This is a genomic window from Paraburkholderia sp. A1RI-2L, assembly GCF_048957375.1.
Taxonomy (GTDB): Bacteria; Pseudomonadota; Gammaproteobacteria; order Burkholderiales; family Burkholderiaceae; genus Paraburkholderia.
The window spans coordinates 1,619,010-1,644,000 of record NZ_JARBTA010000001.1 but is presented as its reverse complement, the minus strand read 5'-3'; the positions used below and the strand labels follow the sequence as shown (position 1 = coordinate 1,644,000).

Annotated in this window: 24 protein-coding genes and 1 tRNA gene; 15 read left to right on the top strand and 10 right to left on the bottom strand. The window is 65.7% G+C overall.

Annotated features, from left to right (window positions below; genetic code table 11):
- Nucleotides 1-4 precede the first annotated feature (4 nt).
- Complete coding sequence (locus PWP93_RS07640) at nt 5-1,621, bottom strand: efflux transporter outer membrane subunit (RefSeq protein WP_421044012.1); 1,617 nt, start codon at nt 1,619-1,621, stop codon at nt 5-7.
- Nucleotides 1,622-1,776: 155 nt separating this feature from the next.
- On the opposite strand from PWP93_RS07640, the gene PWP93_RS07635 reads away from it, so the two are divergent.
- Both PWP93_RS07635 and PWP93_RS07630 read left to right on the top strand, forming a co-directional pair.
- Nucleotides 1,777-2,715: a LysR family transcriptional regulator gene (locus PWP93_RS07635; RefSeq protein WP_421044011.1), complete on the top strand. Its 939-nt coding sequence runs from the start codon at nt 1,777-1,779 to the stop codon at nt 2,713-2,715.
- A 160-nt stretch (nt 2,716-2,875) separates the two neighbouring features.
- Nucleotides 2,876-3,016, top strand: a complete 141-nt coding sequence (locus tag PWP93_RS07630; RefSeq protein ID WP_421023631.1) for a hypothetical protein — start codon at nt 2,876-2,878, stop codon at nt 3,014-3,016.
- A 7-nt stretch (nt 3,017-3,023) separates the two neighbouring features.
- Here PWP93_RS07630 and PWP93_RS07625 read toward each other — a convergent pair whose 3' ends face one another.
- The 4 genes from PWP93_RS07625 to wrbA form a co-directional block, all read right to left on the bottom strand.
- Nucleotides 3,024-3,830, bottom strand: coding sequence for a metallophosphoesterase (locus PWP93_RS07625; protein ID WP_421045030.1), 807 nt, complete (start codon nt 3,828-3,830; stop codon nt 3,024-3,026).
- 29 nt (nt 3,831-3,859) lie between these two features.
- Nucleotides 3,860-5,296, bottom strand: a complete 1,437-nt coding sequence (locus PWP93_RS07620) for an FAD-binding oxidoreductase (protein WP_421044010.1) — start codon at nt 5,294-5,296, stop codon at nt 3,860-3,862.
- 186 nt (nt 5,297-5,482) lie between these two features.
- A complete protein-coding gene (locus tag PWP93_RS07615; protein ID WP_421025195.1) occupies nt 5,483-5,896 on the bottom strand; it encodes a DUF2069 domain-containing protein in 414 nt (137 codons plus the stop codon).
- A gap of 20 nt (nt 5,897-5,916) precedes the next feature.
- Entirely contained in the window at nt 5,917-6,525 is a 609-nt protein-coding gene (gene wrbA / locus PWP93_RS07610) for an NAD(P)H:quinone oxidoreductase (RefSeq protein WP_421044009.1), read from the bottom strand.
- A gap of 125 nt (nt 6,526-6,650) precedes the next feature.
- Here wrbA and PWP93_RS07605 point away from each other — a divergent pair, with 125 nt between their 5' ends.
- Nucleotides 6,651-7,958, top strand: coding sequence for a YihY family inner membrane protein (locus PWP93_RS07605; RefSeq protein ID WP_421044008.1), 1,308 nt, complete (start codon nt 6,651-6,653; stop codon nt 7,956-7,958).
- A gap of 60 nt (nt 7,959-8,018) precedes the next feature.
- Here the strand turns inward: PWP93_RS07605 and PWP93_RS07600 are convergent, their stop codons facing one another.
- The 3 genes from PWP93_RS07600 to PWP93_RS07590 all read right to left on the bottom strand — a co-directional run bounded on the left by PWP93_RS07600 (nt 8,019) and on the right by PWP93_RS07590 (nt 10,629).
- A complete protein-coding gene (locus PWP93_RS07600; protein WP_421045029.1) occupies nt 8,019-8,339 on the bottom strand; it encodes an Mpo1-like protein in 321 nt (106 codons plus the stop codon).
- 125 nt (nt 8,340-8,464) lie between these two features.
- On the bottom strand, nt 8,465-9,304 hold the full coding sequence (locus PWP93_RS07595; RefSeq protein ID WP_421023635.1) for an alpha/beta fold hydrolase: 840 nt from the start codon (nt 9,302-9,304) through the stop codon (nt 8,465-8,467).
- Entirely contained in the window at nt 9,301-10,629 is a 1,329-nt protein-coding gene (locus PWP93_RS07590) for an O-acetylhomoserine aminocarboxypropyltransferase (RefSeq protein WP_421044007.1), read from the bottom strand. The genes PWP93_RS07595 and PWP93_RS07590 overlap by 4 nt, the downstream gene beginning before the upstream one ends.
- A 337-nt stretch (nt 10,630-10,966) precedes the next feature.
- On the opposite strand from PWP93_RS07590, the gene PWP93_RS07585 reads away from it, so the two are divergent.
- The 4 genes from PWP93_RS07585 to PWP93_RS07570 all read left to right on the top strand — a co-directional run bounded on the left by PWP93_RS07585 (nt 10,967) and on the right by PWP93_RS07570 (nt 15,277).
- Nucleotides 10,967-11,422: a CBS domain-containing protein gene (locus PWP93_RS07585; protein WP_421023637.1), complete on the top strand. Its 456-nt coding sequence runs from the start codon at nt 10,967-10,969 to the stop codon at nt 11,420-11,422.
- 140 nt (nt 11,423-11,562) lie between these two features.
- Nucleotides 11,563-13,587: a 1-acyl-sn-glycerol-3-phosphate acyltransferase gene (locus tag PWP93_RS07580; protein ID WP_421044006.1), complete on the top strand. Its 2,025-nt coding sequence runs from the start codon at nt 11,563-11,565 to the stop codon at nt 13,585-13,587.
- A gap of 113 nt (nt 13,588-13,700) precedes the next feature.
- Nucleotides 13,701-14,801: a chorismate synthase gene (aroC, locus tag PWP93_RS07575; RefSeq protein WP_421023639.1), complete on the top strand. Its 1,101-nt coding sequence runs from the start codon at nt 13,701-13,703 to the stop codon at nt 14,799-14,801.
- 215 nt (nt 14,802-15,016) lie between these two features.
- The gene (locus PWP93_RS07570; RefSeq protein WP_421044005.1) at nt 15,017-15,277 is read left to right on the top strand and encodes a glycosyltransferase family 9 protein; all 261 of its coding nucleotides are present in this window, start codon (nt 15,017-15,019) and stop codon (nt 15,275-15,277) included.
- Nucleotides 15,278-15,397: 120 nt separating this feature from the next.
- On the opposite strand, the gene PWP93_RS07565 is transcribed toward PWP93_RS07570, so the two are convergent.
- Nucleotides 15,398-17,071: an electron transfer flavoprotein-ubiquinone oxidoreductase gene (locus tag PWP93_RS07565; protein ID WP_421044004.1), complete on the bottom strand. Its 1,674-nt coding sequence runs from the start codon at nt 17,069-17,071 to the stop codon at nt 15,398-15,400.
- A gap of 176 nt (nt 17,072-17,247) precedes the next feature.
- On the opposite strand from PWP93_RS07565, the gene PWP93_RS07560 reads away from it, so the two are divergent.
- Nucleotides 17,248-18,027, top strand: a complete 780-nt coding sequence (locus PWP93_RS07560; RefSeq protein ID WP_421023642.1) for an SDR family oxidoreductase — start codon at nt 17,248-17,250, stop codon at nt 18,025-18,027.
- A gap of 30 nt (nt 18,028-18,057) precedes the next feature.
- On the top strand, nt 18,058-18,498 hold the full coding sequence (locus PWP93_RS07555) for an acyl-CoA thioesterase (protein ID WP_421044003.1): 441 nt from the start codon (nt 18,058-18,060) through the stop codon (nt 18,496-18,498).
- Nucleotides 18,499-18,615: 117 nt separating this feature from the next.
- On the opposite strand, the gene PWP93_RS07550 is transcribed toward PWP93_RS07555, so the two are convergent.
- Nucleotides 18,616-19,182, bottom strand: coding sequence for a LuxR C-terminal-related transcriptional regulator (locus tag PWP93_RS07550; protein ID WP_421023644.1), 567 nt, complete (start codon nt 19,180-19,182; stop codon nt 18,616-18,618).
- 264 nt (nt 19,183-19,446) lie between these two features.
- Here PWP93_RS07550 and PWP93_RS07545 point away from each other — a divergent pair, with 264 nt between their 5' ends.
- The 6 genes from PWP93_RS07545 to PWP93_RS07520 all read left to right on the top strand — a co-directional run bounded on the left by PWP93_RS07545 (nt 19,447) and on the right by PWP93_RS07520 (nt 24,981).
- The gene (locus tag PWP93_RS07545; protein ID WP_421044002.1) at nt 19,447-20,166 is read left to right on the top strand and encodes a CoA transferase subunit A; all 720 of its coding nucleotides are present in this window, start codon (nt 19,447-19,449) and stop codon (nt 20,164-20,166) included.
- Nucleotides 20,167-20,181: 15 nt separating this feature from the next.
- On the top strand, nt 20,182-20,823 hold the full coding sequence (locus PWP93_RS07540) for a CoA transferase subunit B (protein WP_213296431.1): 642 nt from the start codon (nt 20,182-20,184) through the stop codon (nt 20,821-20,823).
- A gap of 312 nt (nt 20,824-21,135) precedes the next feature.
- Nucleotides 21,136-22,029 carry an alpha/beta fold hydrolase gene (locus tag PWP93_RS07535; protein ID WP_421044001.1) on the top strand — a complete coding sequence of 298 codons (894 nt, stop codon included), beginning with the start codon at nt 21,136-21,138 and terminating at the stop codon, nt 22,027-22,029.
- A 60-nt stretch (nt 22,030-22,089) separates the two neighbouring features.
- Complete coding sequence (locus tag PWP93_RS07530) at nt 22,090-22,443, top strand: RidA family protein (RefSeq protein WP_421023647.1); 354 nt, start codon at nt 22,090-22,092, stop codon at nt 22,441-22,443.
- A gap of 111 nt (nt 22,444-22,554) precedes the next feature.
- Nucleotides 22,555-24,807 carry a RelA/SpoT family protein gene (locus PWP93_RS07525; RefSeq protein WP_421044000.1) on the top strand — a complete coding sequence of 751 codons (2,253 nt, stop codon included), beginning with the start codon at nt 22,555-22,557 and terminating at the stop codon, nt 24,805-24,807.
- A 97-nt stretch (nt 24,808-24,904) separates the two neighbouring features.
- Nucleotides 24,905-24,981: transfer RNA gene (locus tag PWP93_RS07520), tRNA-Val, on the top strand.
- Nucleotides 24,982-24,991: the final 10 nt, after the last annotated feature.

The following is a 24,991-nucleotide window of genomic DNA, read 5'->3' as shown; positions in this document are numbered from 1 at the left end:
GGCCTCAGTGCGCAGGGGTTGAATCGGCCGCGTTGGCCGAATCGCCCGCATGAGCCGTATCCACGCCGGCCTTATCCACGTTCGGCAGCTTCGGTGCAAGCAGCGCTGCCGGCATGAGCGGCACGTCGCGCGTCTTCTTGCCGTGCGCGGGTAATTGCTCGGCTTGCGTCGGGCCCGCTGCCGGATCGATCATGCCGCCGCCGAGCGCCGCCACCAGCGTCGCATGAGCGGCGAGGCGCGCAGCCTGGATATGCGCGACGCCTTCCTGCGCGTGCAGCAACTGCGTCTGCGCGATCAGCACGTTGACATAGTCGCTGAGCCCGCGGCGAAAGCCGGCCTGCGAGAGGTCATAGTTGCGCTGCGCGGCCGCGACCGAGCGATGCGCGTCGTCTTCCTGGGTGGCGAGCGAACGCATGCGCACGATCTGGTCGGCGATTTGCTTGAGCGCGCTCACGAGCGTCTGGTTGTACTGCTCGACAGCGATGTCGTAGGCCGCCGATTGCGCGCCGAGCTGCGCTCGCAGGCGCCCGCCGTCGAAGATTGGCAGCGAGAGCGCGGCGCCGCCCGCGTAGCTGCCGCTCATCGACTTGAGGAACTGGAACAGCGGGCCGGCCGCCGCATAGCCGCCCATCGAGACGAGCAAGTCGACGTTCGGGTAGAACTGGGCCTTCGCGACGTCGATGCCGCGCGCCTGCGCGGCGACGGTCCAGCGCGCCGCGACCACGTCGGGGCGATGGCCGATCAGTTCGGCCGGCAGCGCCGAGGGCAGGCCCGCCGGAGCGTCAAGCGAGAGCGACGGGCGCGTGATCGATTCGCCCGCGCCGGGACCCTTGCCCGCGAGCGCGGCAAGCTGGTTCTTGTCGAGCGCGATGCTTTCTTCGAGCGCGTCGATCTGGCGCTCGTGCTCGGGCAGCGGCGTTTCGGCCTGGCTCACTTCGAGCTGCGTGCCGATGCCGCCTGCGAGACGCTTTTGCGCGAGCGCGAGAATTTTCTGCTGCTCGGCGAGGTTTTGCTTCGCGATGTCGAGCAACGCGTAGTTCATCGACAGATCGATATACGCGCGCGTCACGTTCACTTCGAGCTCGAGCTGCGCGGCGCGCGCATCGGCGGCCGTGGCGTGCGCCATGTCGAGCGCGCGCTCGGCGGCGTTCTTGTCCTGGCCCCAGAGATCGAGGTGGTACGAGAGGCCGAGCGTGGCGGTGTTGTTCCAAGTGTTGGCGCCGGCGAGCGGGCCGGGGCCGTAGAAGACGTTGTCGGCCCATTGCTGGCGCTGCACCGACATGCTGCCGTTGATCTGCGGCAGGAGCCCCGCTTGCGCGACGCCGGCCATCGAGCGCGCCTCGCGCACGCGCGCCTGGGCGGCGGCGAGCGACGGATTGCCTGCGACCGACGCCTCGATCCACGCATTGAGCTGCGGGTCGTTATAGGCGCGCCACCAGTCGCTGGCGGGCCATTGCGCGTCGGTGTTGGCGGCGCGAATGGCCGAGCCGGCGTCCAGTTCGGCCGCGTCCGTGTGCTTCGCTTGCGGTGCGATGCCCCCGGTACTGGCGCAGCCCGCGATTATCAACGAGAACGTAAGAACCGTGAGTGCGGCTAGTCCTTTCGGTACCGGAGACTGCACGATTTTCTCCTTTTACATACATAGTTTGACGTACCGCATTATATTTTTTGCTGGATTGGCGAATAACCAGTAAGGATGCAAGGCATTCTTACGTGATTTGAGACAATCGATTTTGCGGAATATGTAACAATTCGTCCGTCAGCTAAAGGATTGTTATGGATACGCTTCAGAACATGCGTGTATTCATGCGGGTGGTCGAAGCCGGTAGCTTCACCGGCGCCGCCCAGCATCTGAATACGACGACGGCCTACGCATCGCGCGCGGTCTCCGATCTGGAGGCGCATTTGCGCACGCGGCTCCTGAACCGCACGACGCGCCGCATCGCGCTCACCGAGGCCGGCGAGCGTTATCTCCAGCGTTGCGAGCAGATCCTGGCCTATGTGGACCAGGCGGAAGCCGAAGCCGGCGATGCGCATGCGCGGCCCTCGGGCCGGCTCAAGGTGCACGCCATGACCAGCTTCGGCCAGCACTATGTGGTGCCCGCGGTGGGGCAGTATCAGCAGTTGTATCCGGACGTGCAGGTGGACCTCACGCTTGCGCAGCGCATGCCCGATATCCTCGACGAGGGCTACGACGTCACGCTCGTGCTGGCCACCGATCTGCCCGATTCGGGTTTCGTCTCGCAGCGCCTGACGAGCGCGTTCAGCATTGCGTGCGCGTCGCCGGCCTACCTGGAGCGCCACGGCGTGCCGCAAACGCCGCGCGACCTCGCGAATCATCGCTGCCTGCAGATGGTGACGCCGGTCTTTCCGGCGTCGCAGTGGCAGTTCAGCGGACCGGACGGAGAGCAGACGATCGACCTCGGCGCGGCCCCGTTCCAGGTCAATGTCGCCGAAGCGCTGGCCGTGGCGGTGCGCGAGGGCATGGGCATCGGGCTCTTGCCGATCTATTCGGCCATTAGCGGCCTGCGCAGCGGCGAGCTTGTCTGGATCCTGCCCGAATACAAGTCGCAGGAGATGAATATCTATGCAATGTATCCGTCACGCCAGTACCTCGACGCGAAGATCCGCACGTGGGTCGAACTGCTGCGCGAGAACCTGCCCGCGACGATGGCCGAAGACCAGGCCGAGCTGCGGCAGTTCGCGCGGACTTGAGCGGGCCGGGAGCAGGGACTTGACGCGGGCGCGCTGACGGCGCGCCGTGACAGCCTGTTACAGCTTCGGACGATGGCAACACTTCCTTACGCACGCCGTCGCGGCGGCTTGATAAGGTAGCGGAACTGAAACGTCAATCCGCCAGAACCCGAGGTTTTCCATGGATATGCATACGATGATCGGCATCGCCGTGATGATAGGCCTGATCGGCATTGCCGCATCGCGTGACTTGCTGCGCATGCGCCGCGCGCAGCTCCAACCCATCACACTGCGCACGCAGCGCCCGCGCGACCCACGGTGAGCGCCGCTCAGATCTCCACCACCTTGTCCCACGCGAAGGCCGGATTTTCCGGCTGGCCGGTGCGCCGGTCGCGATAGCCGCGGGGGTTGCACACCACGCGCGTGGCATCGACGGTGTAGTCGAAGCACGTATGCGTGTGGCCGTGGATCCAGAGCGCGGCGGGCGCGCTCACCAGCGCGCCCAGATCGTTCACGAATCCCGCCGAGACCAGATCATCCGCATAGCGCGCCGCGAGGCTCAGCCGATGCGGTGCATGGTGCGTAACGACGATCGTCTTGCCCGCAAAGGGCTTCGCCAGTTCCCCTTCGAGCCAGGCTCGCGCATGCGCGTGCAGCGCGAGCGAGTCGGCGGGCGTGAAATCGCGCGCGGCCGATTCGGGGCTCGCGGGCCACGACACCTGAATCAGCCCGCGAAAGTCGAGCATCACGCGCTTCGCGGCCTCGATCGCCGCTTCGACCGCGGCCTCATCGGCGCCGAACAGCGCGAAATCCGCCCATAGCGTCGTGCCGAGCACCCGAAATCGGCCCGCCGGATCGACGTACGTCCCGTTATTCAAAAAGTGCACGTTGTCGAGCGTGGCGGCGGCGTCGCGCATGGCTGCTTCGAGCGCGCCGAGCTCGCCGTCGTAGTACTCGTGATTGCCCGGCACGTAGATCACGGGCACCTGCGGGTCGAACGTTTCGGCGGCCCAGCGCAAGCCCAGCCCGTGATTGTGGATGTCGCCCGCGAGCACGACGAGATCGGCCTGCGCGTGCGGGATCGTGTCCGGCTCGTCGTTTTCCAGATGCAGGTCGGATAGCACACGAACTTTCACTTCGCCTCCCTGGGCGTTCATTGCCGCGTTCAGCGGATGACCTTGCCCGGATTCATCAGATTGAGCGGATCCAGCGCGGTTTTCACGGCACGCATCAGCGCGAGCTCGACTTCGCTCCTGTAATGCGCGTTCTCGTCGGCCTTCAACTGGCCGAGGCCGTGCTCCGCGCTGATCGTGCCGCGATGGCGCGCGACGCTGTCGTAGACGATGCGGTTCAGCGTGGGCTCGTTTTCCGCGAGGAAACGCTTCGGGTCGCCGCCTTCGGGCGCCTGCACGTTGTAGTGCAGATTGCCGTCGCCGAGATGGCCGAACGTCACCATGCGCGCGCCGGGCACCATGCGCGCGATTTCGGCGTCGGTTTCCTCGATGAAATGGCCGATGCGTGAGATCGGCACGCCGATGTCGTGCTTCACGTTCAGCCCTTCCTGCGCCTGCGCGAGCGGAATGTGCTCGCGGATATTCCAGAACGCCTGCGACTGCGCGAGGCTTTCCGCGACCACGGCGTCTTCCACGACCCCTGCTTCGAGCGCGGCTTCCATGAGGCGCTCGAAGAGCGCACGAGCGTGTTCTTCGCTTTCGTTGTCGGAGAGTTCGAGCAGCACCACTTGCGCGTGGCGCTGCTGGAACGGGTAGCGCAACTGCGGGAAGTGCCGGCCCACCAGTTGCATGCAGAAGTCCGACATCAGCTCGAAGCCGGTAAGGAGCGGTCCGGCAAAGCGCTGCGCGAGCGCGAGAAAGTCGAGTGCGGCGTGTGCGGAGGCGAGTCCCGCGAGTGCCGTGACGCGCGCGGCCGGCTGCGGATGCAGCTTCATGACGGCGGCGGTGATGATGCCGAGCGTGCCTTCCGCGCCGATGAACAGGTCGCGCAGGTCGTAGCCCGTGTTGTCTTTGCGCAGGCCGCGCAGACCGTCCCAGAGTTCGCCCTGCGGCGTCACCACTTCGAGGCCGAGGCACAGTTCGCGCGTGTTGCCATAGCGCAGCACGGCGGTGCCGCCCGCGTTGGTCGAGAGATTGCCGCCGATCGTGCAGCTGCCTTCAGCCGCGAGCGAGAGCGGAAAGAGGCGCCCGGCCTCGGCGGCGCGCGCCTGGACCTCGGCGAGAATCACGCCGGCTTCGACGGTGATCGTGTTGTTGTGCGTGTCGACTTCGCGCACGCGGTTCAGGCGGCGCAGGCTGAGCACGGCCTGGCGGCCGCTCGTGTCGGGCGTCGCGCCGCCCGCAAGGCCGGTGTTGCCGCCCTGCGGCACGAGCGCGATGCGATGTTCGTGCGCAAGCTTGACGATTGCGGCGACTTCGTCGGCGCTTGCGGGACACAGCACGGCACACGCGGCGCCCTCATAGCGCTTGCGCCAGTCGGCGAGGTAGGGCGCGGTGTCGTGGGCGTCGATCAGCACGTGCTGTGCGCCGATGGCGCTGGCGCAGGCGTCGAGGAAGGCTTGGCGGGCAAGTGCGTTGCTTGGGGTCATGGCGGGCGAGTTGTCTGCGGGGCCGGGCGGTGGGGCCGGGGCACTGACGAGCGCCACGTGCGCAACGCGCCGGCCTGCGGTTCTGGCTAAAGGGTTAGTGTGACATGCCGGGGGACCGGATAGTCAAGGCGCGCGCAGGGGCCGCCGGGTGTGCGCACTGATGCACGCTTGTGCGTTTGTGCATGCTCACGCGCTTTCCCGCTTGGCGCGCCGTGCGGCGCGCTTGAACGGCGCGACATACGCGAGCGCGCAGCCGAAGAACCCAAGCGCCAGCGCCACCTCGATCCAGCCGAGCAGCTTGCCAGGCGCAGGGTCGGTCATGCCGCGCACGATGCCCTCGGCGAAGTAGAGCAGCACCAGCATCGATGCCCATTGCAGCGTGTAGAGACGGCGCCGCAGCACGCCGGGCAGCGCGGCGGCAAGCGGCAGCGCCTTGAGCACCAGCGCGCTGCCGCCGGGGCGCAGCGGCGCGAGTTTCCACTCCCACGCGAGGCACAGCAGCGTGAGCGCGGCGAGCATGACGAACGCGCCGAGCGCGGCGGGTGCGCCGGTGCGGCGCTCGGCGATGTCGGCTTGCGTGCGGGGCGAAGAGGCCGGCATGGGCGGCTCGCCGCCGGCGTTCATGGAAGCTCGCCTTGCGACAGCGCGAGCGACGCCCGCGCGAGCCGCACGCCCAGCGCCACGGCCAGCGTTTTTTCGTCGGCGGTGAGGCCGTGGCCGCGGCCGTCGGCGCGCGCGTGATGCGAGGCGCCGTAGGGCGTGCCGCCGCTTTGCGTCGAAGTGAGCGCGCTTTCGGTGTACGGAATGCCCAAGAGCAGCATGCCGTGATGCAGGAGCGGCAGCATCATCGAGAGCAGCGTGCTTTCCTGGCCGCCGTGCAGGCTGCCGGTCGACGTGAAGACGCAGGCAGGCTTGCCCGCGAGCGCGCCCGAGAGCCATTGCGGCGTGGTGCCGTCGAGGAAATACTTGAGCGGGGCCGCCATGTTGCCAAAGCGCGTGGGCGAGCCGAGCGCGAGGCCCGCACATTGCTCGAGGTCGCGCAGTTCCACGTAGGGCGGGCCGTCGTCGGGAATGTCGGGCGCGGTAGACTCGCAGACCGCGGATACGGGCGGCACCGTGCGCACGCGCGCTTCGGCGCCAGGCACGCTGTCGATGCCCTGGGCGATGGCGCGCGCCAGTTCGTGGGTCGCGCCATGGCGGCTGTAATAGAGCACAAGAATTGGTTTCATCGGGCCTCGTCGGTGGACGGGATATTATAGGGGCTGGGTTCGCCGCGAGTTTTCAGCCAGTTTTGCGCTGTTTTTTCGCTGGGTTTTCGCAAAATGCGGTGTGCTGTCTGGATAGGGCAAGGCCAATGGACGTGTTGTCGAGATTACGGATCGATCTGGATATCGTGAAGCGCCTCGCGCGCTTCGCCGCGCGGCGAAGCCGCGAAGACCGCATTCCGCAGGTGGCGGGCAGCCTGACGTTCACCACCTTGCTCTCGATCGTGCCGCTTGCCACCGTTGCGTTCGCGCTCTTCACCGCGTTCCCGATCTTCGCGACGTTCCAGAATTCGCTGCAGGACTTTCTCGCCGACCATCTGATGCCGGCGCAGATCAACAGCCAGATCTTCATGTACCTCAATCAGTTCGCGTCGAAGGCCAAGGGCCTCACGACGATGGGCATGATCGTGCTGTTCGTCACCTCGGTCATGACGATGATGACGGTCGAGTCGGCGTTCAACGTGATCTGGCGGGTGCGCAAGGCGCGGCCGTTCGCGCAGCGCGTGCTGGTGTACTGGGCGATTCTCACGCTCGCGCCGATCCTGATCGGCGTGAGTCTGTCGATTTCGTCGTATCTGTTCACGCGCTCGGTCGCGCTCGCCACTGAGCAGCACGTATCGATGGTGTTCGACTGGATGCTCATCGGCGCTTCGCTGCCGCTCACGGCGCTCGCGTTCACGATGCTCTACGTCTATCTGCCGAATTGCCGCGTGGAGTGGCGCGACGCCGTGGTGGGCGGCGTCGCGGCGGCCATTGCTTTCGAGCTGGCCAAGCGCGGCTTCGGCCTTTACGTGCGGCGCATCCCGACCTATACGGCGGTGTATGGCGCGTTCGCGGCGGCGCCGATGTTCCTGCTGTGGATGTACCTGAGCTGGTTCATCACGCTCGTGGGCGCGATGATCACGTCGGCGCTGCCCGAGATCCGCACCGGACGATTCAATCGGCCGCGTTTTCCCGGCAGCGACCTGCTGGATGCGCTCGAATTGCTTGCGGGACTCGCGGACGCGCGCGACGCGGGCCAGCCGGGCAGCACCGCCGAGCAGCTCGCGCAACTGCTGCGGCGCGACCTTGCCACCGTCACGCGGCTCGTGACGGATCTGGAGGAGGACGAACTGATCGGCCGGCTGGAAAAGGACGGCGAGAAGCCACACTACATTCTGATCGCGAATCCCGCGCGAATTTCGGTGGAGCGCATTTACGCGCGCTTCGTGGTCGATCGCAAGGAACTGGCGTATCAGCTCAAATCGAGCGATATCGACGCCGCGACGCTGCTCGGCGCTCTGGAGAACGACAAGCTTTCGATATCGCTCGCTTCGTTGCTGGCGGCGCGGCGCGAGTTGGCACGCATTGCCGAGGCGGGCGCGGACCACCCGGGGTTGCCGCACCCGGCGGCCTGAAGGTGAGGGCGTGTCGGGAAAGAACCGGCAAAGAACCGTGGGCGAGTACGCGCGCGGCTACTAGATCGAAATCTTTCCGCGGCAGATATCCGAGAACATGACCCAGTCGCCCATCAGGCTGTAGATGGGATGCCGGAACGTGGCCGGGCGGTTCTTCTCGAACATGAAGTGGCCGATCCAGGCGAACCCGTAGCCGCACACCACAGCGGCGGGCAGCCAGAGCCAGTCGCCCGTGGCGATCGCCATGGAGAGGCAGCCGATCACGCCCAGCGAGCCGATGAAATGCAGCCGCCGCGACATGACGTTGCTGTGTTCGCTCAGATAGAACGGATAGAACTGCGCGAAATTCGCGAAGTGCCCGGTATCGGTGGGATGGCTCATCATCGTCTCCTCCTTTGCGCGCTGCGTGCCGCTGCACCAAGGGTCGCTCATCCAGTCATTCTGCGGCGATCCGCACGACCGTGCAACCTGCACCGGCCGCAGTCCGCGCAGGCCGTGAAGTCCGGCTAGCCGTTCCCCACCCGCGTCCCTTGCTGCACCGCAAACGTGAAGAGCGCATCGAGCGTTGCGTCGGGCTGCTCGGTCATCAGTGCGTGTCCGGCGTCCAGCGTCACCGTGTCGACGGGGGCGCCGGCCTGCGCGAGCGCGCCCGCGAGCGCGTGTGCCGCGCGCGGCGGGGTCATCATGTCGCGCTTGCCGACGATCAGGCGCACCGGGCAGCGCACTTTGGCTGCACTGGCGAGTCCGTCGGCGTAGGCGTTGCAGGCCGCGAAGTCGGCGTGAAAGAGCTGCGGCGCGCCTCGCGCCGAGACGCGCTCCATCAGTCGCTGGTTCATGCCGCGCAGCCAGAAGCCGGGGCCGGGGCTCGAAGGCTTGGCCGCGAGCGTCGAATGCGACCACGCGTTCACGAGCGCGATGGCCTCCGGTTCGCGCTCGCGCGCGGCCTCGAGCAGTGCGGGGGAGACGGCCATCGGCACGGCGGTGGCGAGCAGCGCGATGGCCAAGGCGCGCCCGGTGTGACGCGCGGCGAATTCGAGCGCGATCAGCGAGCCCATGCTGTGTCCGGCGACGAACGCTTTCTCCACCTTGAGCGCCGCGAGCAGGGCGTCGAGCCAGTCGGCGAGCGCGCCGATGCTCGTGAGCGCCGGGCCCGCACTGCGCATATGGCCTGGCAGATCGACGGCCAGCACGCTGAAGCCGTGGTGCGCGAAATAGCGCGATTGCAGCGCCCACACGCTGTGATCGTGCTGCGCCCCGTGGACGAACACCGCCACTGGCCGGGCCGGATCGAATGGGCGCCCGCCCGTATAGGCATAAGCGGCTTGCCCTGCGACGTCGACGATCATGACGCCTCCTTGCCCGCTGCGGCCGGGGCGGATTTCTGTGGCGCTTTTTGTGACATTTTGAGCGCGCGCTTGAGGTCGTCGATCAAGTCGTCTGCATCTTCGAGGCCGATCGAGAGGCGGATGGTGCCCGCGCCGATGCCGGCAGCGGCAAGCGCGGCCTCGTCCATGCGGAAGTGCGTGGTGGAGGCGGGGTGGATCACGAGCGAGCGCACGTCGCCGACGTTCGCGAGGTGCGAAAAAAGCGACAGCGACTCGATGAAGCGCTTGCCGGCCTCGCGGCCTCCGGCCAGATCGAAGCTGAACACGGCGCCTGCGCCGCGCGGCAGCAGGCGTTGGGCGAGCGCGTGGTCGGGATGGCCGGGCAACTCGGGATAGGCCACCGACTGCACGGCTTCGTGCGCATCGAGAAATTCGACGATGCGTCGCGTGTTCGCCACATGCCGCTCCATGCGCAGCGGCAACGTCTCGATACCTTGCAGCAACTGCCACGCGGCCTGCGGATGCAGGCACGCGCCGAAGTCGCGCAGCCCTTCGCGGCGCGCGCGCAGGAGGAACGGCGCGACGCTGCTCTCCTCGCTGAACACCATGCCGTGAAAGCCCGCATAAGGCTCGGTGAGTTCGGGGAAGCGGCCCGAGGCGTCGAAGTCGAAGGTGCCGCCATCCACCAGCACGCCGCCGATGGTCGTGCCGTGGCCGCCGAGGAATTTCGTGGCCGAGTGGTAGACGAGATCGGCGCCGTGCTCGAACGGGCGCAGCAGATACGGCGTGGTGAAGGTCGAGTCGACGAGCAGCGGCACGCGGTGCTCGTGCGCGATCTGCGCGACGCCGGCGATGTCGAGCACATCGAGCCCAGGATTGCCGAGCGTCTCGCCGAACAGCAGGCGCGTCTCGGGCCTCAGGGCCGCGCGCCAGGCGTCCAGGTCGCCTGGCTTCACGAAAGTCGTGGCGATGCCGAAGCGGCGCAGCGTGTAGTCGAGCAGATTGTGCGAGCCGCCGTAGAGTGCCGTGGACGCCACGATATGCGAGCCCGCGCCCATCAGCGTGGCGATCGCCAGATGCAGCGCGGCCTGGCCGCTCGCGGTGCCGATCGCGCCCACGCCGCCTTCGAGCGCGGCCACGCGCTCCTCGAACACGGCGACCGTGGGGTTCGAGATGCGCGAATACACGTGGCCCGCGCGCTCCATGTTGAAGAGCGCCGCCGCGTGGTCGGTGTCGCGGAACGAGAACGACGTGGTCTGATAAATCGGCGTCGCGCGGGCGCCGGTGACGGGGTCGGGCGCGGCGCCGGCATGCAGCGCGAGCGTGTCGAAGCGTGGGTCGGACATCGTGGCAGCACGGCCGGCGCGAGCCGGCGTCGGGTGAAAGGTGCTGGCATCGTAACACCGGCCTGCGCTCGCGGGGGCGCGCCGCAGGGCCGGGCGGCGAGGGCGCGCCGGCTTGCCGGGCGCCTGGCAACGGATCGCGGGCGCGGCGCTTGCTTGCCCAACCGCATAGGGCGACCGGCCGGCTTTGCCGCGGCTTTCCCCGCGACTTTCCTTTTGCCGGCCTTTCCGATAGCATCGAAAACAGGTAGCAATTCTTTTCGGCATCGCCCCCATATTTTTTGCAAGAAATGAGGCTCGGCGCGGTATGGCCAGGCCTCATCGGCACAGGAGACACAACATGCGTGTGAGCGACATTCTCAAGGTCAAGGGCAATACGCTCTATACCGTTACGCCCGACACGTCGTTGCACGAAGCGGTGAATACCATGGCCGAGCGCGATATCGGCTCGCTCGTCGTCATGGAGTACGGCGATCTGGTCGGCATGCTCACGTTCCGCGAGATCATCATGACGGTGAGCGCGAATGGCGGCGGCGTCGGCACCACCACGATCCGCAAGGTGATGGACGACCACCCCATCACGTGCACGCCCGAAACCGACGTCGACGAAGTGCGCCGCATGATGCTCGAGCATCACGTGCGCTATCTGCCCGTCATGGACAGCCGCTCGCTGATGGGCGTGATCTCGTTCTACGACGTGGCGAAGGCCGTGGTGGAGGCACAAGGCTTCGAAAACAAGCTGCTCAAGGCCTATATTCGCGACTGGCCCGAGGAAGAGCAGCATTCGGGGCGTTGATCCTGGCCCCGCGCGCTGACTCACGCGCGCGGGCCGTTTTCGTACTGCTCGCACCAATTCGCACGAATCCGCATGAAAAGCGCGCGTTTAGCGCGCTTTTTCGCGTCTGGTCTTCCATTCCTACAGCACGATCTCACTTGATGAGCGAAAGTCCGATGCCCGTCGCGCAGCGCGCGGCCAGCGAAGCGAGCGGTCATGGCTCGCAGTTCGCGCTGCTGCGCCAGCGCCGTTTTGCGCCGTTCTTCTGGACGCAGTTCCTCGGCGCGATGAACGACAACGTCTTCAAGATCGGCTTCACGTCGCTCGTGACCTATCAGGCGGCGCGCTTTTCCGGCGTCGATCCGAAAACCGTGGCGTTCCTGATCTCGGCGATTTTCATCGCGCCGTTCGTGCTCTTTTCCGCTACGTCGGGACAGATCGCCGACAAGTTCGACAAGGCCGTGCTCACGCGCTGGGTCAAGACCTTCGAGATCGCGGTGATGCTGATCGGCGCGACGGGTTTCTGGATGCACAGCGCGCCGCTGCTCTATCTGTGCACGTTCCTGATGGGGGTGCACTCCACGGTGTTCGGGCCCATCAAGTATGCGTATTTGCCGCAAAAGCTCGCGGACGACGAACTCGTCGGCGGCAACGGGCTCGTGGAGATGGGCACCTTCGTGGCGATCCTGATCGGGACGATCGTGGGCGGGCTCATGGCTGGCATTGGCGTGTCCGATGCGGTGTCCGGCGTCGCCTCCGGTGTTGCGTCCGGTGTTGCGTCGAACGCCGCTTCCACGACGGTCCCGGCCGCGACGCCGGCGGGCGCCTGGTGGCTCGGCGGCCTGTGCATCGCCATCGCGCTGATCGGCCGTGTGGCCAGCGCGTTCGTGCCGCCCTGCGCGCCGCCGCAGCCGGAGCTGCGCATCAACTGGAATCCGTTTTCCGAAACCTGGCGCAACTTGCGCCTCGCGCACGGCAACCGCACCGTGTTCCTGAGTCTGCTCGGGATTTCGTGGCTGTGGTTCGTCGGCGCGACGTTTCTGGCCTCGTTCTTCAACTTCGCCAAGGACGTGCTGTCCGCCGATCCCGATGTCGTGACCTTGTTGCTCGCCATGTTCTCGCTGGGCATCGGCACGGGCTCGATGCTGTGCGAGCGGCTTTCGCGCGGGCGCATCGAGATCGGTCTCGTGCCGCTCGGCTCGATCGGCATGAGCGTCTTCGGCATCGACCTGTTTTTCGCGAGCCATGCGCTGCCCGCGGCGTCCCATCTGCTTTCGGTGGGCGAGTTCGTGCGCACGCCCGCGCACTGGCGCGTGCTGGCCGACCTGTTCCTGCTCGCGATGTTCGGCGGCTTCTACAGCGTGCCGCTCTACGCGCTGATTCAGAGCCGCAGCGCGCCCAGCCATCGCGCACGCATCATCGCTGCGAACAACATTCTCAACTCGCTTTTCATGATCGTCTCGGCGCTCATGGCGATGGCGCTCACGGCCGCGGGCGTCGGCATCGCGGGCATTTTTCTCACGACGGCGCTGCTCAATATCATCGTGGCCGCGTACATCTACGCGCTCGTGCCCGAGTTCCTGCTGCGCTTCATGGCGTGGGTGCTCGTGCATACCGTCTATCGCGTGCGGCTCGTGCATGCCGAGCGCATTCCCGCCGAGGGCGCCGCGGTGCTGGTCTGCAATCACGTGAGCTATGTCGATGCGGTGGTCATCATGGCAGAGAGCCCGCGGCCGATCCGCTTCGTGATGGATCACCAGATCTTCCGCTCGCCGTTGCTCGGCTGGCTGTTCCGGCATGCGAAGGCCATCCCGATCGCGCCGGCGCACGAGGACGCAGCGCTGCTGACGGAGGCCTACGAGCGCTGCGCCGCCACGCTTGCCGACGGCGAGCTCGTGTGCATCTTTCCCGAAGGCAAGCTCACGAAGACTGGCGAGGTGAATCCGTTCCGCCACGGCGTGACGGAGATCCTCAGGCGCTTCCCGGCGCCGGTCGTGCCGATGGCGCTGCGCGGGCTGTGGGGCAGCGCGTTCTCGCGACACGGGGCGTCGGGCCAGGAGCGGCCGGTGCGGCGCGGGCTGACGAGCCGGCTCACGCTCGCGGTGGGCGAGCCGGTGGCGCCCGAAGACGTGACGGTCGACGAACTCCAGCGCAAGGTGACCGAGTTGCGCGGCGCGCGGCGCTGAGTGCGGCGGGGGCGGGGAAGGCTGGCTCGGGCGGCAGCGGAAAAGCAGCGCGGGCGGGTCGTCGCGCGGGCTGGCATAATGCTGGATTCCCCGATTTACTTTGGACCACCGCCATGTCCGGCAACACGCTCGGTACGCTTTTCACCGTCACCACCTTCGGCGAATCCCACGGGCCGGCCATCGGCTGCGTCATCGACGGCTGCCCGCCCGGCATGGCGCTCACCGAAGCCGATATCCAGATCGATCTGGACCGCCGTCGCCCAGGCACTTCGCGCCACGTCACGCAGCGCCAGGAAGCCGACCAGGTCGAGATCCTCTCGGGCGTGTTCGAGGGCGTGACGACCGGCACGCCCATCGCGCTCCTGATCCGCAACACCGATCAGCGCAGCAAGGATTACGGCAACATCGTCGAGACCTTCCGCCCAGGCCACGCCGACTACACCTATTGGCAGAAGTACGGCATCCGCGACTATCGCGGCGGCGGCCGCTCGTCGGCGCGCCTGACGGCGCCCACCGTGGCGGCCGGCGCCGTCGCGAAAAAATGGCTGCGCGAGCGCTTCGGGGTGGAAGTGCGCGGCTTCATGAGCGCGCTCGGCGAGATCGACGTGCCGTTCGTCGACTGGAAGCATGTGCCCGAAAACCCGTTCTTCGCGCCGAATGCCGACATCGTGCCGCAACTCGAAGCCTACATGGACGCGTTGCGCAAGGACGGCGACTCGATTGGCGCGCGCATCGACGTGGTGGCGAGCGGCGTGCCGGTGGGTTGGGGCGAGCCGCTGTTCGACCGCCTCGATGCCGACATTGCCCACGCCATGATGGGCATCAATGCGGTGAAGGGCGTCGAGATCGGCGCGGGCTTCGCCAGCGTGGCCCAGCGCGGCTCGGAGCATGGCGACGAACTCACACCCGAGGGCTTTCATGGCAATCACGCGGGCGGCGTGCTCGGCGGCATTTCGACCGGGCAGGACATCACCGTGTCGATCGCCATCAAGCCGACTTCGAGCATCCGCACGCCGCGCCGCTCGATCGACAAGACCGGCGATCCGGCCACGGTCGAGACCTTCGGCCGCCACGACCCATGCGTGGGCATCCGCGCGACGCCGATCGCCGAAGCGATGCTCGCGCTCGTGTTGATCGACCATGCGCTGCGCCATCGCGCGCAAAACGGCGACGTCGTCGTGGCGACGCCGAAGATCCCGGCCAGCGACGCCTGATCGCCGCGCGCGAGGCAAGTCCGTGCTTGCGCCGCCGGCTGGCGCCGCTCGGTCGCGCGGGTCTGGAACGGCAATCCATCGGCATGTGCGCGCTGCGCGCCGCTCGATTCCGGATGCCGAACCCGGTGCGCTGCTCACGGCGCCGGGCATTACATTCTTCGCGTTGTCGCCGGGTCGCCGTGCGGTTGTGGAGGCGTGGCGCGAAGCTGGTTGACTTGACCGCGCCGCTCGAGGCGGGTTTCGGCGACGTGGCGGTGTTGATCTCGAGCATCGATCGCGTGGTGACGATCGACAGCGGCCCGGCACATCTGGCTGGCGCGCTCGGGGCGCCGACGAGTCTGCTCGTCGACCATTTCCACCTGGTTTTGGGGCAGCGAAACGGCGTGCACGCGTGGTACGACTCGATCGAACTGTTTCGGCAGCCCGCGGTGGGTGAGCGGGGCACGTTCTCGCGCGCGCGTGAGGGCGCGTCTTGAAGCATTGATGGCGAGTTGATCGTTCCCGAACGCGTCGAGCGGCGGGTGTCGCGAGATGCCGCGCCTGCATGAAACGAAAAGCCGCTCCAGGGAGCGGCTTTGTTTTCTCGTTTTCCGATCTTACATGTTCGGGTAGTTCGGGCCGCCGCCGCCTTCGGGCGTGACCCATACGATGTTCTGCGTCGGATCCTTGATGTCGCAGGTCTTGCAGTGCACGCAGTTCTGCGCGTTGATTTGCAGGCGGTCGCTGCCGTCGTCGTTCTTCACAAATTCATAGACCGCGGCAGGGCAGAAGCGCGCTTCAGGGCCCGCATAGGTGCGCAGATTCACGTTCACTGGCACGCTCGCATCCTTCAGCGTCAAATGCGCGGGCTGGTTCTCTTCGTGATTCGTATTGGAAATAAACACCGAAGACAGGCGATCGAACGTGAGCTTGCCATCGGGCTTCGGATACTCGATCGGCTTGCACTGCGACGCCGGCTTGAGCATCTCGTGATCGCGGTGCTGGTGATGCAGCGTCCACGGCACGTTGCCGCCCATGAGCTTCTGCTCGACGCCCACCATCAGCGTGCCCAGGTACAGGCCCTTGCTCATCCACTGCTTGAAGTTGCGCGCCTTGTACAGTTCCGTGTAGAGCCACGACTGCTTGAACGCTTCCGGATACGCGGCAAGTTCATCGCTCTGGCGGCCGGCCTGTACCGCATCGAACGCCGCTTCCGCCGCGAGCATGCCGGTCTTGATCGCCGCATGGCTGCCCTTGATGCGCGCAGCGTTCAGGAAGCCCGCGTCGTCGCCCACCAAAGCGCCGCCCGGGAACACCAGCTTCGGCAGCGACATCAGCCCGCCCGCCGTCATTGCACGCGCGCCATACGAAACGCGCTTGCCGCCTTCCAGATACTTGCGGATCGCCGGATGCGTCTTGTAGCGCTGGAATTCCTCGAACGGCGAGAGGTACGGATTCTGGTACGCGAGGCCGACGACGAAACCCACCATCACCTGGTTATTGTCGGTGTGGTAGAGGAACGAGCCACCGTACGTGTCTTTTTCGAGCGGCCAGCCCGCCGTGTGAATCACGAGGCCTGGCTTGTGCCTGGCCGGATCGATCTCCCACAGCTCCTTGATGCCGATGCCGTAGACCTGCGGGTCTGCGTCCTTGCCGAGCTTGAAATGCTCGTTCAGTTGACGGCCCAGATGGCCGCGGCAACCCTCGCAGAACAGCGTGTATTTGGCGTGCAACTCCATGCCGAGCTGGAAATTCTCGGTAGGCTCGCCATCCTTGCCGACGCCCATGTTGCCGGTGGCCACGCCCTTGACCGAGCCATCGTCGTTGTAGAGCACTTCGGCGGCCGGGAAACCCGGAAAGATTTCCACGCCCAGCGCCTCGGCCATTGTCCCAAGCCAGCGCGTGACGTTCGCGAGGCTGATCACATAGTTGCCGTGGTTCTTGAAGTTGTCCGGCAGCGCCCAGTTGGGCACCGTTTTCGCGCTGGTTTCCGAAAGGAAAAGAAATTGATCTTCGGTAACCGGCACGTTCAGCGGCGCGCCTTGCTCTTTCCAGTCGGGAATGAGCTCGCCGATGGCGCGCGGATCCATGACCGCGCCCGAGAGGATATGCGCCCCGATTTCCGAGCCTTTTTCCAGCACGCACACGCCGATCTCAGCGCCTTTTTCTGCTGCCAGCTGTTTCAGGCGGATCGCCGCGGACAGGCCTGCCGGGCCGCCGCCCACGATCACCACGTCGTATTCCATCGACTCGCGTGGGCCGTATTGCTCCAAAAGACTTGCGGGGGTCATCAAAGCTCCTCTTGCCATTAGAATACTTTTTTCGGGTTCGTATTGTCGGGTAACGTTCCCCAGGCCGCAACCCAACGGGCCAACTTTAGCACGATCGTTCTATTTTGTGCCAGAATACCCGGCGCGCCGCCGGTGGTGTATTCCGGCGCTCTTTCATCCTTGAACAGGAAGCGAAAATGGGCCGTTCGATCAATCTGGAAGGTAAGGTGGCAATGATCACCGGCGCGTCGAGCGGTCTGGGCAAGCGTTTTGCCCAGGTGCTCTCACAGGCGGGTGCGAAGGTCGTGCTGGCGAGCCGGCGCGTGGAGCGCCTCAAGGAATTGCGCGCCGAAATTGAGGCTGGCGGCGGGGCCGCGCATGTGGTCTCGCTCGATGTGACGGATTACCAGAGCATCCGCTCGGCGGTCGCGCATGCCGAGACCGAGGCGGGGACCATCGATATTCTCGTCAACAACTCGGGCGTCTCGACCACCCAGAAGCTGGCCGAGGTCACGCCCGCCGACTTCGAGTACGTCTTCGACACCAATACCCGCGGCGCTTTCTTCGTTGCCCAGGAAGTGGCCAAACGCATGATCATGCGCGGCAATGGTGGCGCTTCGAAGCCGGCGTACCGCATCATCAATATCGCTTCGGTGGCCGGCTTGAACGTGCTGCCGCAGATCGGCCTCTACTCGATCAGCAAGGCGGCCGTCGTGCATATGACGAAAGCCATGGCGCTGGAGTGGGGGCGGCACGGCATCAACGTGAATGCAATCTGTCCCGGTTATATCGACACCGAGATCAACCATCATCATTGGGCGACCGAGCAGGGCCAAAAGCTCATCTCGATGCTGCCGCGCCACCGGGTGGGCACGCCGGCGGATCTCGACGGCCTGTTGCTGCTGCTGGCTGCGGATGAATCAGCCTTCATGAACGGCTCGATCATCACCGCCGACGATGGCTTCGGCCTGATGTGAATTTCCAGTGCAACAAATGTAAAGAGTGCAATGAGTGAGTACCACCCTGTTTTTGAAATGATCATGCCAATCCGCTGGGGCGACATGGACGCGTTCGGCCATGTGAACAACACGGTCTATTTCCGCTACATGGAGCAGGTGCGGATTTCGTGGTTCGAGCACATTGGCGTAGGCGGCGAGAGCCGCGAACGAGGCGATGGACAGGGGCCTGTGATCGTGAACGCGTCGATGGATTTCCTCAAGCAGTTGCACTATCCCGGCGATATCGTTTGCACGATGACGGTGGGCGAGCCGGGCCGCAGTAGTTTCGATACCGGTTTCGAGCTGCGCCGCGTGGACGATCCCGATACCGTGTATGCGCGCGGCAATGCGCGCTGTGTATGGATCGACTACACGGCGGGTAAATCCGTGCCGATTCCAGACAGCCTGCGCGCGACGATTGAAAACGCGCCGCTCGTGAAGGCGCAATGATTGGGTTCTACGGCGTGCGCATGTCCCGCGCGCGCCGCACTCCACCGCATCTCCGCCGCATCTCCGCCGCTTCTCAGCCTCCTCTTCGCCTCTTCAATACGCGGCGTTCCTGGCGCTTCAATTTCCGAGTAGCCGCTGCAGCAGTTCGGTAGCGTTGCCCGTGTCGTACTTGCGCATGAGCCGCGCGCGGTAGATGTCCACCGTGCGCGAGCTGATGTCGAGAATTTTGCCGATCTGTTTGCTCGTCTTGCCCGTGACCAGTTGCGCCGCGATTTCGCGCTCGCGCGGCGTGAGCTCGACCGCCACGCGCCGTGTCGCGCTCAGGTCCTCGAAGGTCCAGACACCGGCAGCGTGCGGCTCCGCGCGGTCGAGCGAGCGGCCCGTGACGTGGCACCAGAAGAGTTCGCCGTCGAAGCGCTTCATGATGCGGTCGTCGGCGTAGCTGCCCTGGGCTGTCATGATGGGTGGAATGCGCTCGCCGATGCGCTCGAACTCGACTGCCGACGGATACAGCACCAGAAACGACTGGCCGACCAGCGCCTCGCGCGGGCAGCGGAAAATGGCGCAAACGGCCTCATTGCAGTCCTCCACGATGCGCTCGCGCGCGAGCACGAGCCCAATTGGCGCGAGATGGAAGGCGGTCTGGTAGTCGAGTGCGGTAGTGGCGTTTGCGGGTGCTGGCATGGCGGACGATGCGGGTATGGCTTTATGTAGTTTTGCGTATTGTGCCGCAATGCCCGCCCAGCGTACGCTTTGCAACCATCGGAGGGCCTGGCGGATGCCGGGCCGGGTTCGCGGCAACGCCACCGGGCCGTGATTAAAATGAGGCATCCGGGCGGCTGCGGCGCCGGCACGCTGGGCCGAACGAATGCATTCAACAAGAATTCAACGAACAGGTTCAACGAACCGGCGCATCGACGTATTTCCATACGAGGAAGGGACACACTGATGAACAAGGTCTATAAAAGCGCGGCTGCCGCGCTCGAAGGCATCGTCAAGGACGGACAGACGTTCGCGGTAGGCGGTTTCGGGCTGTGCGGCATTCCCGAGGCCCTGATTGGCGCGCTGCGCGATTCGGGCGTGAAGGGCATTACCTGCATCAGCAACAACGCGGGCGTCGACGGCTTCGGCCTCGGCCTGCTGCTGGAGACGCGCCAGATCAAGAAAATGATCTCGTCCTACGTGGGCGAAAACAAGGAATTCGAGCGCCAGTATCTCTCGGGCGAACTCGAGCTCGAATTCACGCCGCAGGGCACGCTGGCCGAAAAGCTGCGCGCCGGCGGCTCGGGCATTCCGGCGTTTTTCACTAATACCGGCTACGGCACGCTCATCGCCGAAGGCAAGGAAACGCGCCAGTTCGGCGACAAGCACTACGTGCTCGAGCATTCGCTCACGGCCGATGTGGCGCTCGTGAAGGCCTGGAAGGCTGACAAGTCGGGCAACCTGATCTATCGGCGCACGGCGCGCAACTTCAACCCGATGTGCGCGATGGCGGGCAAGATCACTGTGGTGGAAGTGGAGGAGATCGTCGAGAACGGCGAACTCGATCCGGACAGCATCCATACGCCGGGCATCTTCGTGCAGCGCATCGTGCTCAATGCGCACCCGGAGAAACGCATCGAACAACGCACCGTGCGCACCGGGTCGAACAACCCGGCGGGCAAGTGACAAAGGAGACCGACCATGGCATGGAATCGTGACGAAATGGCCGCCCGCGCGGCGAAGGAACTGCAAGACGGCTTTTATGTGAATCTCGGCATCGGTCTGCCGACGCTGGTGGCCAACCATGTGCCGCAGGGCATGGAAGTGTGGCTGCAATCGGAAAACGGCCTGCTCGGCATCGGACCGTTTCCGACCGAGGAGGAAGTGGATGCCGACATGATCAACGCCGGCAAGCAGACGGTCACGACGCTGCCGGGTTCTTCGATCTTCTCGTCGGCGGACTCGTTCGCGATGATTCGCGGTGGCCACATCAACCTCGCGATCCTCGGCGCGATGCAGGTGAGCGAGAAGGGCGACCTGGCCAACTGGATGATCCCCGGCAAGATGATCAAGGGCATGGGCGGCGCGATGGACCTCGTCGCGGGCGTGGGCCGCGTGGTCGTGCTGATGGAGCATGTGGCCAAGGGCGACCAGCACAAGATTCTCGAGGCGTGCACGCTGCCGCTCACGGGCGTGGGCGTGATCGACCTGATCATCACCGACCTCGGCGTGATTGAAGTGACCGATGCGGGCCTGAAGGTGACTGAACTCGCGCCGGGCGTGACGGTGGACGAGATCAAGGCCAAGACCGGCGCGCCGCTCGATGTGAGCGCGGTGAGTTGATCGCGGCAATGCGGTAGTCGACGGCTGCGGCATGATTTAGACGGGCGGGACTTCGGTTCCGCCCGTTTTGCGTTTGTGGCTGATTCAGGATGGGTCCATTCTTGCGCGCCCGCACGGATTTGAAACCTCGGCTGAATGGCATACACCGGATGGCCGGTGTAAGGACGTTGAACCTGGCACCGCACGTGGGGCGCCATCGTGCCCGATAGGCCCGAACGTGCCCGCGAGCCTCGGCGTGCGCGGCGGTTGCGCACGGCAAAGCCGTTTACAATGGCCTCACAGCCTAACGGCGGAACCAGCGAGACTTGAGCGATGACCGAACCGTCTTCCGTGCCGCGTCAGCATTACGTCCAGTGCCTTAGTCCTTCGGGGCTCCACCGCATGGCGTATACCGAGTGGGGCGATCCCGCCAATCCGCGCGTATTGGTGTGCGTGCATGGTCTGACGCGTTCGAGTCGCGACTTCGACAGGCTTGCTGCGGCGTTGTGCGGAACATATCGCGTGGTTTGCCCGGACGTCGTGGGGCGCGGTCTTTCGTCGTGGCTCGTCGACCCGCGCGGCTATGGCGTCGCGCAGTACGTCGCGGACATGGTCACGCTCATCGCGCGCACGGGCGTCGAGCAGGTGGACTGGTTCGGCACCTCGATGGGCGGCCTGATCGGCATGGCGCTCGCGGGACTGCCGGGAGCACCCATCGGCCGCATGCTGCTCAACGACATCGGCCCGCATATCGAGCCGGCGGCGCTCGGGCGCATTGGCGATTACGTCGGCCGCGACGAGCGCTTCGGCTCGCAGCAGGAAGGCATCGACAATGCGGCGCTGCTGGCGTCGTCGTTCGGCCCGCTCACCGCGCAGGAGTGGCGCGAGATCAACACGCCGTTGCTGCACGAGGTGGACGGCGCGTGGCGTTACCGCTATGACCCGCGCATCGCCGAAGGTTTCAAGGGCGTCACGCCCGAGCAGAATGAGCAGGGCGAACAGTTTTTATGGCGCTCGCTCGCCGCGTTCAAGGGGCCGGTGCTCGCGGTGCGCGGTGCGCTTTCCGATCTGCTCTCGCGCGAAACCGTGGCAAAGATGGTCGAAACCGGCCAGCAGGTGTCGAGTGTCGAGATCGCGGGCGTCGGGCATGCGCCAGCGTTTCTGGCGGCCGACCAGATCGAGATTGCGCGCCGTTTCTTCGACGGCGGGCCCGTCGGCGGGTCATAATATCGAGATTTCCCGGCCCGCCGGGGGCGCATCGAACATTCAACTTCAACAGGACTCTTCATGGCAGTCATTCGTCACCACGTCGGCCCGCGTCTTTCGGAAACCGCGATTCACAACGGCACGGTCTATCTCGCGGGCCAGATCGCCGAGGACACCAACCAGGACATCGGCGGCCAGATGCGCGAAGTGCTCGGCCACATCGACCGTCTGCTGGGCGAGTCGAACAGCGACAAGTCGCTGCTGCTCTCGGTGCAGATCTATATCGCCGACATGAAGGATTTTCCGGGCATGAATGCCGAGTGGGACAAGTGGGTGGCGCAGGGCGCCACGCCGCCGCGCGCGACTGTCGAGGCGAAGCTCGCCAATCCGGAATGCCTCGTCGAAATCGTCGTGGTGGCTGCGCAGCGCGATTGAGTGTGACTGAGCACGCTTGACCGTGCTTGAAAGTACTTGTTGCGCGACCATTGGCCTGAATCGTTTCATCGTAGTTTGCAGCCCGGCCGGTACGCCGGCGGGCGCCGTCTCATGAGCAGCGACACCGTACCTCCCGTTTCCGCCGAAGCCTCCTCCCGCGCCGCGCTGCCGTCGCTCGACGACACGCTCGCGTTCGTGCGCGAACACGCCGGCGACGCGCGCCTTTCCACGGGCGAGCCGCTTGTCGAGCACGCGCAAGGCACGGCTTCCGTCATGAGCCGCCTGAACGTCGATCCTCCCGCAGTGCTGGCGGCGGCGCTCTTCAATATCGCGCCGCATCTCGACGCCCCCGAGGGCACGATCGAGGCGCGCTTCGGCGCCGAGGTCGTCAAGCTCGTGTTCGACGTGCGCAAGCTGTTGCGCCTGGGCACCGTGAGCCTGCGCACGGCGGCGCAGAACGCAGCATCCGAAGCCGGCCGCGAAGGCCGCGATGCCCAGGCCGCGCGCCGGGCCCAGGTGGAGTCGCTGCGCAAGATGCTGCTGGCGTTCGCGCAAGACATCCGCGTGGTGCTGATCCGGCTCGCGTCGCGCGTGCAGTCGCTGCGCTACTACGCGGCGGCGAAGGTCACGCCCGCTCCCGAGATCGCGCGCGAGACGCTCGAAATCTACGCGCCGCTCGCGAACCGGTTGGGCATCTGGCAATTGAAGTGGGAGCTCGAAGACCTCGCGTTCCGCTTCGAGGAGCCGGCGACCTACAAGCGCATCGCCAAGCTGCTCGATGAAAAGCGCGTGGAGCGCGAGAGCTATGTGGCCGAGGCCATCGAACGGCTGCAGCACGAGCTTGCCGCCGCGCATATCGATGCCGAGGTGAGCGGCCGGCCCAAGCACATCTACAGCATCTGGAAGAAGATGCGCGGCAAGGAGATCGACTTCTCCGAGCTCTACGACGTGCGCGCGTTTCGCGTGATCGTGCGCGATATCAAGGATTGCTACACGGTGCTTGGCATCGTGCACAACCTTTGGCAGCCAGTGCCGAAGGAGTTCGACGACTACATCTCGCGGCCCAAGCCCAATGGCTATCGTTCGCTGCATACGGTCGTGATCGGCGACGATGGCCGCGCGTTCGAAGTGCAGATCCGCACCCAGGAGATGCATCAGTTCGCGGAATATGGTGTGGCCGCGCATTGGCGCTACAAGGAGGCCGGCTCGAAGGGCTATGGCGGCCAGTTCAGTGCCGCCAGCGCGTACGACGAGAAGATCGCCTGGCTGCGTCAGTTGCTGGCCTGGAAGGACGATGTGGCCGACGGCCCTCAGCCGTGGGAGCAACTGCGCCACGCCACGCTCGACGACGACCACATCTACGTGCTCACGCCGCAGGCGCGCGTGATTGCATTGCCGCAGGGTGCGACGCCGCTCGACTTCGCGTATCACCTGCATAGCGAGCTCGGCCATCGCTGCCGCGGCGCGCGCGTGGACGGCGCAATGGTGCCGCTCAACACGCAGTTGCAGAACGGTCAGACCGTCGAGATCGTCGCGGTGAAAGAGGGCGGCCCGTCGCGCGACTGGCTCAACCCGCAGCTCGGCTATCTGCACAGCAACCGCGCCCGGCAAAAGGTGCGCGTGTGGTTCAACGCCATCGAGGCTCAGGAGAACATCGCCAACGGCCGCGCGATGGTGGAAAAGACGCTGCAGCGCGAGGGGCGCACGTCCGTGAATCTCGATCAGCTTGCGGCCAAGCTCGGCTTCAAGTCGCCCGACGAGCTCTTTAGCGTGGTCGGCAAGGAAGAGTTCAGCTTGCGTCACGTCGAGCAGGCGCTGCACGATGCGCCCGCCGCCGAACCCGAAGACGAGACACCCGAGCAGATCACCAAGCGCGCGAGCGGCGCGAATGTGACACACGGCGGTTCGTCGGGCGTGCTCGTGGTGGGCGTGGATGCGCTGCTCACGCAGCTTGCGCGGTGCTGCCGGCCGGCGCCGCCCGACGATATCTGCGGCTTTGTCACGCGCGGCAAGGGCATGTCGATTCACCGCAGCGATTGCCCGACCTTCCTGCGCATGGCCGGCCGCGCGCCTGAGCGCGTGCTGCAGACCACCTGGTCCGCGGACGTGATGGGCGGGCGTGGCCAATCGGTGTATCCGGTCGATATCCTGATCGAGGCCAGCGACCGTCAGGGCTTGCTGCGCGACATCTCGGAAGTGTTCGCGCGCGAGAAGATGAACGTGATCGGCGTGAAGACGCAATCGCGACGCAACGCCGCATACATGCAGTTCACGGTCGAGGTGTCGAATTCGGCGCAGATCCAGCGCGCGTGCGTGCTGCTCGGCGAGGTGGGCGGCGTGCTCAGGGCGGCGCGCAAGCACTGAGGCGCGGGACCCGGCTTCTGGCGGGGCCTGGCTTTTGTGCTCCGCCGCAAAAAATACTTGCCAAGCCAGCGCAGGCAACATACAATCTTGCTTCTTCAGGCTCGTAGCTCAGCTGGTTAGAGCACCACCTTGACATGGTGGGGGTCGTTGGTTCGAGTCCAATCGAGCCTACCAACGAAATCGA